Annotated in this window: 11 protein-coding genes; 1 reads left to right on the top strand and 10 read right to left on the bottom strand. The window is 73.0% G+C overall.

The window, feature by feature from the left end; genetic code table 11:
• Positions 1 to 193: 193 nt before the first annotated feature.
• From PV796_RS07750 to xylB, 4 genes are all read right to left on the bottom strand, one after another.
• Complete coding sequence (locus tag PV796_RS07750) at positions 194 to 835, bottom strand: N-acetylmuramoyl-L-alanine amidase (RefSeq protein WP_274912180.1); 642 nt, start codon at positions 833 to 835, stop codon at positions 194 to 196.
• 322 nt (positions 836 to 1157) lie between these two features.
• Positions 1158 to 2573 (bottom strand): family 2B encapsulin nanocompartment shell protein, encoded by a 1416-nt coding sequence (locus PV796_RS07745; RefSeq protein WP_274912179.1) that lies wholly within the window; start codon positions 2571 to 2573, stop codon positions 1158 to 1160.
• A 141-nt stretch (positions 2574 to 2714) separates the two neighbouring features.
• On the bottom strand, positions 2715 to 4127 hold the full coding sequence (locus PV796_RS07740; protein ID WP_274912178.1) for a family 2B encapsulin nanocompartment shell protein: 1413 nt from the start codon (positions 4125 to 4127) through the stop codon (positions 2715 to 2717).
• Between the two features lie 204 nt (positions 4128 to 4331).
• Entirely contained in the window at positions 4332 to 5762 is a 1431-nt protein-coding gene (gene xylB / locus PV796_RS07735; RefSeq protein ID WP_274912177.1) for a xylulokinase, read from the bottom strand.
• Between the two features lie 599 nt (positions 5763 to 6361).
• Between xylB and PV796_RS07730 the strand changes: the two genes are divergently transcribed.
• Positions 6362 to 7198 (top strand): septum formation family protein, encoded by an 837-nt coding sequence (locus PV796_RS07730; protein ID WP_274912176.1) that lies wholly within the window; start codon positions 6362 to 6364, stop codon positions 7196 to 7198.
• Here PV796_RS07730 and PV796_RS07725 read toward each other — a convergent pair.
• The 6 genes from PV796_RS07725 to PV796_RS07700 form a co-directional block, all read right to left on the bottom strand.
• Positions 7128 to 8039: an amino acid ABC transporter ATP-binding protein gene (locus PV796_RS07725; RefSeq protein WP_274912175.1), complete on the bottom strand. Its 912-nt coding sequence runs from the start codon at positions 8037 to 8039 to the stop codon at positions 7128 to 7130. The genes PV796_RS07730 and PV796_RS07725 overlap by 71 nt on opposite strands.
• A 40-nt stretch (positions 8040 to 8079) precedes the next feature.
• Complete coding sequence (locus PV796_RS07720; RefSeq protein WP_274912174.1) at positions 8080 to 8871, bottom strand: amino acid ABC transporter permease; 792 nt, start codon at positions 8869 to 8871, stop codon at positions 8080 to 8082.
• Entirely contained in the window at positions 8871 to 9653 is a 783-nt protein-coding gene (locus tag PV796_RS07715; RefSeq protein ID WP_274918900.1) for an ABC transporter substrate-binding protein, read from the bottom strand. The genes PV796_RS07720 and PV796_RS07715 overlap by 1 nt, the downstream gene beginning before the upstream one ends.
• A gap of 940 nt (positions 9654 to 10593) precedes the next feature.
• On the bottom strand, positions 10594 to 11526 hold the full coding sequence (gene mmuM, locus PV796_RS07710; protein WP_274912173.1) for a homocysteine S-methyltransferase: 933 nt from the start codon (positions 11524 to 11526) through the stop codon (positions 10594 to 10596).
• Between the two features lie 23 nt (positions 11527 to 11549).
• Positions 11550 to 12422, bottom strand: a complete 873-nt coding sequence (locus PV796_RS07705) for a YceI family protein (RefSeq protein WP_274912172.1) — start codon at positions 12420 to 12422, stop codon at positions 11550 to 11552.
• Positions 12423 to 12615: 193 nt separating this feature from the next.
• Positions 12616 to 13158 (bottom strand): hypothetical protein, encoded by a 543-nt coding sequence (locus PV796_RS07700; protein ID WP_342456892.1) that lies wholly within the window; start codon positions 13156 to 13158, stop codon positions 12616 to 12618.
• Positions 13159 to 13179: the final 21 nt, after the last annotated feature.

The following is a 13179-nucleotide window of genomic DNA, read 5'->3' as shown; positions in this document are numbered from 1 at the left end:
GGTGTAGCGGGGTGAGGGGGAAGCGGGCGGCGGATGGGGCGGGTGAGCTGGGTGATGATGTTGTGTCGCCCGATGTCGCCCGGTGTCGCCCGGTGTTATCTGGGGCGGGTGGTTGGGGTGTGGTGCGTGGGGCGGTTCGGCGGGTGTGGGCGGGTCCGGGCCTGGTTGCCCTATGAGGCGTCAGGTGGTCGGGTCAGGCGTCCAGGAGGTTTTCCCAGAAGGCCATGCCGTTGACCAGCTCCATGTAGTGGGCCCAGTCCCAGTACTGGCCGGGGTCGGTGTGGTCGGTTCCGGGGACCTCGACGTGGCCGATGATGTGCTTGCGGTCCTTGGGGATGCCGTAGCGCTCGCAGATGGCGGCGGTGAGCATCGCGGAGTGGGCGTAGAGCGACTCGGTGAACCACTTCGGGTCGTCGATCCAGCCCTCGTGCTCGATGCCGATGCTGCGGGTGTTGTAGCTCCAGTTGCCGGCGTGCCAGGCGACGTCCCGTTCGTGGACGCACTGGGCGGTGAAGCCGTCGGAGGAGCGGACGACGTAGTGGGCGGCGGCCTTGTGGGTGGAGTCCTGGAAGAGCCGCAGGGTGTCCGGGAAGGTCTCCTGGGTCACGTGGATGATGACGGTGTCGATGGCGTACTGCGCCGGGCGGTCGGCGGCGGAGTAGTTGGCGGGGTCGGCCGGGGTCCAGTGGACGGGCGGGTAGTCGGCGGGCTGGGCGGAGCGTTTGCGCGGGGCCGCGGCGGCCGGGGTGAGGGGGGTGAGCGCGGCGGCCGCGGCGAGTGCGGCGGCGCTGGTGAGCAGCCGCCGGCGGGCCGGGAAGTGCTGGGCGGGTTCCATGTGAACTCCTGACAAGGACCGAGGGGGTGGTCGCGTACATGTCACGCACATGCCGGTGCGTTCATCATGCGCAACAGTGCGCGTCCTGCCAAGGGAATGGCCGTTGCGTCAATGGCTTGACCAAAGAAGGCCCGGGACGGGTCAAAAGCGCTCAACGTTCCCTGATCGGCCCAACGCCCCAATGATTCCAGGGGTGGTCGCACGAACGCACCCGGGTGCCGCGCCGCACCTCCGGCCCCTTACGGGGCGTCAGTGCGGCGGCGGCACCCGGGTGGTGACGTCTCCGGTCCGGTCGACGGGGGCGGTGCCCCGGCCCGGTCGGTCAGCGGCCGATCTCGACGTCCTCCAGGATGCCCAGCGCGTCCGGCACCAGCACCGCCGCCGAATGGTAGGCGCTGACCAGGTACTTGATGATGGCCTGGTCGTTGATGCCCATGAAGCGGACCGAGAGGCCCGGGCGGTACTCGTCGGGGATGCCGGTCTGGTGGAGGCCGACGACGCCCTGGTTCTCCTCGCCGACGCGCATCGCGAGGATCGAGCTGGTCTGGTCCGGGTTGATCGGGATCTTGTTGCAGGGCAGCAGCGGGATGCCGCGCCAGGCGCGCACGGGTGTGCCGTCGAAGTCCACCGTCGCCGGGTAGATGCCGCGGGCGTTCCACTCGCGGCCGATGGCGGCGATGGTCCGCGGGTGCGCCAGCAGGAACTGGGTCTTGCGGCGCCTGGAGATCAGCTCGTCCAGGTCGTCGGGGGTGGGCGGGCCGCTGTGGGTGTGGATGCGCTGCTTGAGGTCGGCGTTGTACAGCAGGCCGAACTCCCGGTTGTTGACCAGCTCGTGCTCCTGGCGCTCGCGCAGCGCCTCCACCGTGAGCCGCAACTGCTGGTCGAGCTGGTTCATCGGGTCGTTGTAGAGGTCGGCGACCCGGGAGTGGATCTTCAGCACGGTCTGCGCGACGCTGAGCGAGTACTCCCGCGGCGCTCGCTCGTAGTCCACGAACGTGCCCGGCAGTTCGGGCTCGCCGCTGTGGCCGGCGGCCAGTTCGATGGCGGCCTCGCCGTGCTTGTTCTGCGCCGGGACCAGGGCCGTGCGGACGCCCTCGATGTGCGCGCGGAGCGCCGCGGAACGGCCGAGCACCTCCTCGTAGTCGCCGCGGGAGAGGGTGAGGATGGTGCCGCGGGTGGCGGCGCGCAGGGTGAACTCCCATTCCGCGTCCGGCGCGAGCAGTGCCGCCTCGCCGGCCGCCCCGCCGCCGGCGAGGACGCCGAGCACCCGCTCGTCGCCGTACTTGCCGGTGCCGATGCGCTCGAACTTGCCGTGCGCGATGAGGATGATCTGGTCGGTCGTCGCACCCCGCTCGGCGAGCACGTCTCCGGGGACGATGTCGCGCTGGACGAAGCGCCCGGCGAGCTCCTGGAGGGTGGCGTCGTCGGTGAGGCCGCGCAGCGGGGGGAGCTCCCGCAACTCCTGGGGGATCACCCGGACTTCGGAGCCCTCGGTGATGAACTCCACCTCGCCGTCGCCGAGGGTGTGGGTCAGCCGCCGGTTGACGCGGTACGTGCCGCCGGAGACCTGTACCCAGGGCAGGATGCGCAGCAGCCAGCGCGAGGAGATGCCCTGCATCTGCGGCGGGGTCTTGGTGGTGGTCGCCAAGTTGCGGGCGGCCGTGGGGTCCAGGCTGGACCGGAGCTGCTCGGTGCCGTCGGTCTGCGGGCCGGACGTGGGGTCCACGGATGTGGTCATGACGGGAAGTCACCTGTTCCGTTCGGTGCGTGAAACGTCGCTGCGGAGATTTCCGGGAAAGCACCGGAAAGCGGGGGAGTTGGGTGCGGAGGGTTTCTACTGGCCCGTTGCGGGCGGCAGTTGTCCCTCCTGTTCGTCCGCTCAGTGCCCGATTTCCACGTCCTGGAGGAGTCCCACCGCGTCGGGTACGAGAATGGCCGCCGAATAGTAGGCGCTGACGAGGTAGTTGGCGATGGCCTTGTCGTCGATGCCCATGAAACGCACCGAAAGGCTCGGTTCGTATTCATCGGGAATTCCGCTGCGGTGTAGCCCCACGACACCCTGCTTCTCCTCGCCGGTGCGCAGTACCAGCACCGAGCTGGTGCCCTCCTTCGTCACCGGGATCTTGTTGCAGGGGAAGATCGGCACGCCGCGCCAGGACGGCACCGAGTGGCCCATGAAGTCGACCGCGTCCGGGTAGAGGCCGCGGGCGCTGCACTCCCGGCCGATCGCGGCGATCACCTTGGGGTGGGCCAGCAGGAAGCTGGGGTCCTTCCACACCGTCGCGAGGAGTTCGTCCAGGTCGTCGGGGGTGGGTGGGCCGCTGCGGGGGTGGATGCGCTGCTTGAGGTCGGTGTTGTGGAGCAGCCCGAAGCCGGGGTTGTTGATCATCTCGTGCTCCTGGCGCTCGCGCAGCGCCTGCACGGTGAGCTTGAGCTGCTCCTCGACCTGGTTCATCGGGTCGCTGTAGAGGTCGCCGACGCGGGTGTGGGTGCGCAGGACGGTCTGCGCGACGCTGAGTTCGTACTCCCGCGGGGCCGGCTCGTAGTCGACGAAGGTGCTGGGCAGGGCGGGCTCGCCGTGGTGGCCGGAGGCGAGCGCGACCTCGGACTCGCCGCTGGCGTTGGCCGGTCGGCCGTCGCCACTCGGGTCCGTCGCGAGGTGGTCGCGCAGGGCCGGGGAGCGGCCGATGACCTCCTGGGCGTCCTGCCGCGCCAGGGCCATCACCGTCACCCGGGTCACCGCCCGGTAGCTGAACTCCCATTGGCCGTCGGCGGCGTTGAGCGGGGCGTCACCGAGGTGGTCGCCGCCGGCCAGCGCTTCGAGGACGGCCTCGTCACCGTATTTTCCGGTGCCGATCCGGTCGACGCGGCCGTGCGCGATCAGAACCAGGCGGTCGTGCGGGGTGCCGGCCTGGGCGATCACCTCGCCCGGCGCGTACTCGTGTTGAGTGAACCTTTCGCCAAGCGCGGCGAGCACCTGGGTGTCGGTGAAGTCCTGGAGGACGGGGAGTTCGCGCAGCTCGTCGGGGATGATCGAGACCGAGGTGCCGTTGATGTCGAAGTCGATCCGCCCGTCGCCGACGGTGTACGCCAGCCGCCGGTTGACGCGGTAGGTGCCGCCGGAGACCTGCACCCAGGGCAGCAGCCGCAGCAGCCAGCGGGACGTGATGCCCTGCATCTGCGGCGCGGTCTTGGTGGTCGTCGCCAGATTCCGCGCGGCCGCGGTGGTCAGGCTGGAAATCTGGCTCTCTTCGGCGCTTCCGGACAGCGTTTCGCCGGCAATCGTCACCATGTCACCTATCTCGTGGAGGCTGCGGCACCGTACACCGGGGAAAGTCAGGAATGTCCGCCGGCAGCTCACCGCCGCCTTGAAGATAGTGGTGCTGTTTTTATCAGCACAATCGCTCGAATGGGTGGCATGGAAAATGCTTTCCCTGGAAAGGGTTTAGCGTTTTTTCGATGTGGGCACGGTGTGCCGGGGTGATTGCCCCGTCGGTCAACTGCCCCACAGGAGCGCCGCGTTGCTCAGTGTGGCAGTCAATCTCCCCCAGGTGGCGGTGTCTTGCTCCCGGGCCGGGTATTCCGCGCCGCGGGCCGTGCCCCAACGGCGCGCCACCGCCGCCGGATCCTCCTCCAGTAGCAGCCCGGCCGCCTGCGCCGCCGCCCCCAGTGCGGCGAGCTCGTCGGCGTCGGGCACCACCACCGGCCGGCCGGAGAGCCGGCGCACGGTCTCCCGCCAGGCGTCGCCCCGGGCCCCGCCGCCGATCAGCAGCAGCGGCGCGCCGGGCGCGGCGTCCGTCCCCGGCAGCTCGTCCAGCGCCCGCAGCAGCGCGAACACCGCGCCGTCATAGGCGGCTTGGAGCAGTTGGCCGGCGGTGGTGTCGTGGCGCAGGCCGTGCAGCAGGCCCGAGGCGTGCGGCAGATTCGGGGTCCGCTCGCCGTCCAGGAAGGGCAGCAACACGGCGTCGCCGCCCGGCTCGACGGCCTCCCGGTCGCGGCCGAGCAGCGCGGCCACCCGGTCCACGGCGAGCGTGCAGTTGAGCGTGCAGGCCAGGGGGAGCCAGTCGCCTCGGGCGTCGGCGAAGCCCGCGACCGTGCCGGTGGGGTCGGCGGGCCGGCGGGTGCTGACCGCGTAGACGGTGCCGGAGGTGCCCAGGCTCAGCACCGGCTGCCCGGGGCGCAGGCCCAGGCCGAGCGCCGCCGCCATGTTGTCGCCCGTTCCAGCGGCCACCAACGCCCCGTGGGGCAACGGTAGTTCGTCGGTCCGCACGGTGCCGGCGGCCTCTCCGGGGAGCGCCACCCGCGGGAGCATGGCGGGGGCCAGCCCGACCCGTTCCAGCACCTCCGGGTCGTAGGCCCCGGTGGTGGACGACCACCAGCCGGTGCCGGAGGCGTCGCCGCGGTCGGTGACCGGCTGGCCGGTCAGCCGCTGGACGAGGTAGTCGTGCGGTAGTCGAACGGCGGCGGTGGCGGCGGCCGCCGCCGGCTCATGGGCGCGCAGCCAGGCCCACTTGGCGACCGTGAACGCCGGGCCCGGGACGCTCCCGATCCGTTTCGCCCACGCCGCCGGTCCGCCGCCGTCGGCGATCAACTGCTCGCTCTCGCGGGCCGGTCGGACGTCGTTCCACAGCAGCGCCGGGCGGACCGGCTCGCCGGCCGCGTCCAACGTGACCAGGCCGTGCTGCTGTCCGGCGACCGAGACCGCGGACGCCTGGCGCGCGGCGGGCCCGCACTGCGCCAGTGCCTCGCCCAACGCCCGCCACCACTGCCGGGGGTCGCTCTCCTTGCCCGCCGTGCCGTCGACCGTGTGCGGTGCCTGCCCCCGGGCCAGCACCTCGCCGGTGGACGCGTCCACCACCAGCGCCTTGGTGGACTGCGTCGAGCTGTCCACCCCGACGACCAGCGGTCCGACCGACTCTGCGCCCATCGAGCACTCTCCCTCGGCGGCCGGTGGCCCAGGCCCTGGCGGCGGGGCCCCGGCCGCTTCGGACCCCGTGCGCTGCCGCATAGTAATGCGCGCGCGACGGCTCCCGCGGCGCCTGTGGACGACACGCGCCGGGCCCGCCGGCGGGTGTGGATCGGGCGCCGAGCGGCCTGCGGAGGGGCGGATCTCCGCGGCGTGCCGTCCGTCCTCGTCGCTCTCGCGGAGGGTGTCGCCGCATCGCCAACTGCCGCTCGTCGGCGCTGTGGTGAGGGGCGGCGAAGCCGGTGGGCGGCGGGGCGAACTCGTCGCGCGGCGCGGTGTCGACGTGGTCGCGCCGGCCGGCGAGGGGGCGGGGCAGTTCGCTGCTCGGGCCCGGGGCGGCGCGCTTCGGCCCGGTGAGGTCGGCGAAGGTGGTGCACCCTCCGGGTAGTGAAGTGGCCACGTCAGGCACGTTAGGGTCTGTCCGGGCGATCGGGGCCGGGAACCGTCCGTACCGGGCCGCGGGTCGTCAACGGTGGCCGCAGGGCGGACATTTCGCGTCGGAACGGTCCGGAGCGGTCGCCGGGTCCCTGACTCCACACCGAAGAAGCGATCAACTCCGCATGAGCTTTCCCCCGCCTCCGCAGTCCAACCAGCCGCCGCAGCCGCCCCAGGGTGGAGGGGGCGGTTTCGGTCCGCCAACGGGCGGCGCGTGCGGCCCGAGTGGTTTCGGTCCCAGGGGTTACGGGCCGTCGACGCCGCAGGCCGGGCAGCCGCCCGCCGGCCCGTACGGCGCACCCGCTGGCTTCGGCCCTGCCGGGGGTGCTGGTCCGGGCGGCGGCAACGGGGGCTGGCAGCAGCCGTCCGCACCGCCCTCCGGCGGCGGCAACGGCACCACCGTCGCGCTGATCATCGGTGCCGGCGTGCTCGTCCTCGCGTTGGTCATCGGCGGCTTCGTCTGGGCCAACGGCGGTGCCGGCGGCGGCAAGCAGGCCAGCCCGGGCCCCGGCACCGGCGCGAGCGCCACCCCGTCGGCCACCGCCCCGACCCCCTCCGACTCCGCGACCCCGAGCGCCCCGGAGAGCTCCACGGCCACGCCCACCGGCGCCACCGCCCCCTTCTACCGGCTGAGGACCGGCGACTGCTACGACATCCCGCCGGGCGGCAACGGTGGCAACAACGAGCGGGCCTCCTGCCACGCCCCGCACGACGCCGAGGTGGTCTTCGTCTACACCCTGCCGCGCGGCCTGACCTCCGAGAACGAGATCAAGGACAAGGCGGCCGCGCTGTGTTCGGTCGAACTCCACGACCGCGCGGCCAAGCAGCCCAAGGGGACGGCCGAGGGCACCTACGTGCAGTTCCCCAACGCCGAGGGCTACAAGGTGGGCATCAGGTCCGTGGTGTGCAGCCTGACCGGCAACCGCAGCGGCAGCAAGAAGCTGACGGCGCCGTTGCGTTGAGCCGGCAACCGGGAGCGGCCGGCGCGCGCTGTGAGGCGGGCCGGCCGGCCGCCGGGTCCGCGCCGCCCACCTCGTCCACCTCGGTGGCCGCCGGGTTGAGGACGCGGGTCAGGAACGCCCGGGTCCGCTCGTGCCGGGGCGCGCCGACCACCGTTTCCGGGGTGCCCTCCTCAACGATCAGCCCGCCGTCCAGGAAGGCGACCCGGTCGGCGACCTCCCGGGCGAAGCCCATCTCGTGCGTGACGACCAGCATCGTCATCCCGTCCCGGGCCAGTGCCCGCATCACCGCCAGGACGTCGCCGACTAGCTCCGGGTCCAGCGCCGAGGTCGGCTCGTCGAAGAGCATCAGCTCCGGGTCCATCGCCAACGCGCGGGCGATCGCCACCCGTTGCTGCTGCCCGCCGGACAGCCGTGCCGGATAGGCGGCCGCCTTGTCGGCCAGTCCCACCCGGGCCAACTGGTCCCGGGCGATCCGTTCGGCCGTGGCGCGGTCCCGGTGGAGCACCCTGCGCTGGGCGATGGCGAGGTTCTCCAGGGCGGTCAGGTGCGGGAAGAGGTTGAAGGACTGGAAGACCATGCCGATCCGGCGCCGCAGCCGGTCGATGTCGACGTCCGGGTCGGTGACCTCGGTGCCGGCGACGGTGATGCGGCCCGCGGTCGGCTCCTCCAGCAGGTTCACGCAGCGCAGCAGCGTGGACTTGCCCGAACCGGACGGCCCGATGAGGCACACCACCTCGCCCCGGCCCACCGAGAGGTCGATCCCGCGCAGCACCTCCAGGTCGCCGAACGCCTTGCGCAGCCCGCGCACTTCGATGGCGATGTCGTGTCCGCCGCCGGTCATCGATTCCCCTCCCGTTTTCCCACCTGTCTGCCCCGGCGCCTCATCTGGCCCGCGCCGTACGGGATTCCAGCCGCCGGACCACCTGGCCCAGCGGAAGGGTGATCACCAGATAGAGCAGCCCGGCGATCAGTACCGGGGTGAGGCTCTTGTGCTCGTTCAGCGCGTCCCGCCCGAAGTTGGCCAGCTCGAACTGGTTGAGCGACAGCCCCAGCAGATAGACCAGCGAGGAGTCCTTCGTCAGCAGGATCAGCTCGTTGGTCAGCGGCGGCAGCACGATCCGGAACGCCTGCGGAAGGACGATCGAGACCATCGCCCGGCCCCGCGACATGCCCAGCGAACGGGCCGCCTCCGTCTGCCCCTTGGGCACCGCCTGGATTCCGGCCCGCAGGGTCTCGGCGATGTAGGCCGCGCCCACCAGCCCCAGGGACAGCATCACCGTGGCGCTCTGGTCGAGCGCGACCTGGAACGCCAGCGGCACCCCGAAGCCGAGCGCGATGAAGACCAACAGGGCGGGGATCCCGCGGAAGAACTCGATGTAGACCACCGCCAGCCAGCGGTACGGCGGTACCGACGACAGCCGCAGCAGCGCCAGCACCATGCCGAGGGCGAGCCCGAAGCCGAAGCCGAGGAGGGTGTAGCGCACGGTGTTGACCAGCGCGGTGGTGAGGACGTCGGGGAACAGCGCCCCGGCGACGGCGGGGTCGAAGAACGCCGTCCCCAACTGGTGCCAGTCAGCGAACAGGGCGAGTGCCGCGACCGCGGCGACCAGCACGCCGTAGTGCGCGCCGCGGACCAGTAGGGCCCGGCGGCGCCGGGAGCGCGGCCGGGGCATCAACCGAACCACTTCCGGTGGATCCGGTCGTAGCTCCCGTCCCGTTGTGCCTTGGCCAGGGCCGTGTCGATGCGCCGCCGCAGCGCGTCGTTGCCCTTGCGGACGGCGAACCCGTAGCGCTCGCCGGTGTCGAACTCCGCGGTCACGGCGGTGTCCTGGTTGTGCTTGGCGTAGTCCAGGAGCACGCCGTTGTCGTTGATGCCGGCGTCGACCTGGCCGGATCGCACCGCCGCGAGCAGCAGCCCGACGTCCTCGAACTCGACGAGCTCGACGCCCGGTCCGTGGTCCTTGGCGTAGCTGGCGCCGGTCGTGGCCTTCAGGTAGCCGAGCTTCTTTCCCTTCAGGTCCGCGATCTTCCTGACCGGGGTGGCGCCGCGCCTGACCAGGAGCGCCTGGGTGGCGTCGAAGTACGGGTCGGAGAAGTCCATGACCTTGGCGCGGGCGGGGGTGATGGTCATGCCCGCGGCGGCGAGGTCGCAGGTGCGGATGGCGAAGTCCTGGCCGGTTTCGACGCCCTCGAACGGGGTGTTGACGATCCGCTGGGTGACGCCTAGATCCTTGGCGACGAGGTCCACCAGGTCGACGTCGAAGCCGACGATCTTGCCGTTCCGGGTCTCCTCGAACGGGGCGTAGGGCAGGTGCGTACAGGTCACCAGGGTCCCGGGGCGGACCAGTTCGGCGCCGGCGCCCTGCTTCCCGTTGGGGGCGGTGCTGGTGCAGCCCGCCAGGAGGGCGGCTACCGCCGCGGCGGCTGATACGGGCAACGCGGAGCGAGCGGTCACAGGTCCTCCAGGAGTGCCGTGCCGGGCAACCGGGCCGTGGGTGCGGCGAGTTGGCCTGCATCCTGCCATCGGCCGGGGGCGCTGTCGCCGGTGCGTCCCGTTGCGGCTCCGTAACGCCCCCAAGGGGCGGCGCCGGGCCGCGCTGCCCCTTGGGGGCGACTCAGCGCAGCGTCCAGAGCCAGCCGAGCGGGGTGAGGCCGAGGGCGCGGGCGACCGAACGGGAGGCGTGGTTGCCGGCGGTGGTGCTGTAGAAGAGCACCTCCTTGTGCCGGGCGATGCGGTGGGCCCAGGTGGCGACGACGGCCGGCGCCAGCCGGCGGCCGTGGAAGTCCGCGCGGGTCCAGATCCCGCCTCCGCGGCGGTGGCGTTGGCCTCCGGGGTGTGGCAGATGGACACCGGCGCGGGGCCGTCCAGGGCCATCGCCCACTCCCCGGCGGCACCGGAGATCAACTCCGCCCACTCGTCGGGCTCCCAGTTGCCGGGCCGCTCCAGTTGCCCCGCGGCCCGGCGGCCGTCGGCGTCCGAGACGATCACCGGCAGCTCCGCCGGGGGCGGCGCCGGGAGGTGGCGGGGGAAGACCAACGACGGGCCGCCCTCGATGGCGGCGTCCGGGTCGGCCACCCCCAGGGCACGGGCCAACCGCACCAGCTCCAGGGGAGCCTCCTCCGGGGCGTAGGGCTGCTCCTGGTTACCGGTGGTGGCGGGGGGCGGCAACGGGCCGGTCACGCCCGGCCCCAGTGCCAGCAGTCGGGCGCGCGGCGACCAGGCCCAGACGGCCTTGACCGGTTTGTCCGTCACGGTCGCCGGGCCGTCGGCGGTGGCCGGTACCAGCCCGTAGATGGTGTCCACTTCCAGCGCGAGCAACGCCGCGTCGTCCCACTCCATGGCGGGAGGCTAACGGGGCGCGCCGGTGGTCGGCGCCCCGTTTTCCGGGGGCCGGTCAGCGGCCCAGTACGGCCGCCAGTTCGGCGATGGTCTCCGGGCCGACCCGGCAGCAGCCGCCGATCAACCGGGCGCCCGAAGCGACCCAGCCGGCCACCCGGTCGGCGGGGAACGCCGGGCTGCCGCGCCAGGTCCGGGCCGCGGCGTCCCAGTGCTCGCCGCTGTTCGGATAGACCACCACCGGCTTGCCGGTGATGTGCGCCGCGAGGGCCACCGCCGCGTCGGCGTCGTCCGGCGCACAGCAGTTGACGCCGACCGCGATCAGCTCGTCCGCGTCGGCGAGCGCCGCGAACGCCTCGGCCAGCGGCTGCCCGGCGCGGGTGCGGTCCCCGGCGATGCTGTACGACAGGTAGGCGGGGACGCCGAGGCCGCGCACCGCCCGCAGCAGCGCCCGCGCCTCGTCCGCGTCCGGCACCGTCTCCAGGGCCAGGACGTCCGGCCGGGCGGCGGCCAGGACCTCCAGGCGCGGTCGGTGGAAGCGCTCCAACGCGCCCACGGACAGCCCGTATTGGCCGCGGTATTCGGAGCCGTCCGCCAGCATCGCCCCGTACGGGCCCGCGGACGCGGCGACGTACAGCGGGCCGGCGGTCCCGGCCGCGCCGGCCCGCGCGGCCGCCTCGCGGGCCAGTGCGACGCTCCGGCGCAGCAGCCCGGCGGCCTCTTCGGGCCCGGTGCCGCGCCGCGCGAACCCCTCGAACGTGGCCTGGTAGCTGGCGGTGATGGCCACTTGGGCGCCGGCCCGGTAGTACGCCAGGTGGGCGCGCACCACGGCCTCGGGGTCCTCGGCGAGCAGCCGGGCCGACCACAGGGCGTCGCTCAGGTCGCGCCCGTCGGCCTCCAGTTGGTTGGACAGGCCGCCGTCGAGGACCACCGGGCCGGCGGCGAGCGCCTCGGCCAGTGAGGGCGACGGCTTTGGTGACGGGCCGGTCATGGCGACCACCTCTCCGTGCGTGGCTACTCGGGCCGGACCGCCTGGATGTCCAGCTCGATCCGGATCGTAGCGCCGATCGCCGCGATGCCCCTGGCGAGCATCTTGCGCCAGTCCAGGGTGAAGTCCTCGCGGTGCAGTTCGGTGACGGCCTGGCAGGCGGTGCGGGTCTCGCCCATGATGCCGGTGCCGATGCCCAGGTAGCGGGTGTCCAGTTGGATGGTGCGGCTGACGCCGTGCAGGTAGAGCACGCCCTGCACGGCCCACCGGCCGCCCCCCTTGTGGACGAACTTGTCGCTGACGAACTGGAGGTGGGGGTATCGGTCCACGTCCAGGAATTCCGCCGAACGCAGGTGGTCGTCGCGCATCCGCACGCCGGTGTCGATGCTGGCCGCGTCGATGGTCACGTCGACCCGGGAGTCCTGCATCCGCTCGCCGATCCACAGCCCGCCCTCGAAGCGGTTGAACCGGCCGTGGATCTCGGCCAGTCCGATGTGCCGGGCGGTGAAGCGGATGGCGCTGTGGTCGGGGTCGAGCCGCCACTGGCCGGCCTCCGGGAGGGGCAGGGCGGGCGCCAGCTCCAGGGTGACCGGGAGGGGCGCGGTCCGGTCGCCCGCCACCACCACGGCCTCGAAACGGGCCGGCTGGAAGCCGTCGGAGGTCACGACGACCCGGTAGGGGCCGGGCTGCAGGGTCACCGTGAGCCGGCCGTTGGGGTCGGTCCGGCCGTGCGTGACGTCCCGGCCCCCGGCGTCCCGGATGGCGATCTCCACTCCGGCCATCGGCAGTCCGACGGGATCGTTGACGCACAGGTCCAGCGCGCCCGCCCCGTGCGGGAGGGTCGGCTGCGGGCTGTGCGGCGTGCGGTCGCGCAGGCGGCGGAGGATGGCGAGCGGCATGGCAGGACGGGGCCTAACGGTCGGATCGGTCGGACGGGGGCGTATGCGGACGCAAGTGGGCGGCGTCGCGGAATGAATCGCACGAAAAGGGTGCGGATTCGGTTCCATCCTGTCATTGGTGGCGACCCGAACTGACCACCAGGTGTCAAGGCTTGGGCAAACGTGAGGTTTCTCGCATCACGGGGGGATTCCCCTACGGGTGCACATCGGGTAGCTCTGCCGCGACCCCGGCCAGCGCCGCCACCGGATCGTCCGCCGCCGGCCCCGCGGGCGCCCACCGCCCGCCCTCCTTGCGGAACGGCCACCACCGGCCGTCGCGCCCGTAGCGGAGCTGGGTGCCGCCGCCCACGACCGTCCAGCGGTTGCCGACGGCCCGCAGCCGGGGCCGGGGCGTCGCGTCGGCCCAGGCGTCCGCCAGCCGGTCCCGCGCCCGCGCCGCCACCTCCGGCGCCGGCACCCACTCCTCCTCAAGGGCCGCCAGTCCGGCCGCACCGCCCAACTGCCAGGCGCGGACGGCCAGTACGAGGCCCCGCGCATCGCGCCCCGAACCGTCCGCCAGCCGCGCCGCGGCCGTCGCCCCCGGACCGGCGGCCGCCAGCCGCACCGCGTCCTGCGCGGGCGTCAGGGACGGCGCCGGCGGACCGTCCGCGTGCCCGGGGGACAGCGCCTCGGCCAACATCTGCTGGGCGCGCGCCGCCGCGTCGGCGAGCAGGAACTCCAGGGCGTCCGCGGCCACTTCGGGCGGTGGGGTGCCGCC

Source organism: Streptomyces sp. WZ-12 (assembly GCF_028898845.1).
Lineage (GTDB): Bacteria > Actinomycetota > Actinomycetes > Streptomycetales > Streptomycetaceae > Streptomyces.
The sequence above is the reverse complement of the archived record's forward strand: the minus strand, read 5'-3'. Positions and strand labels throughout refer to the sequence as shown.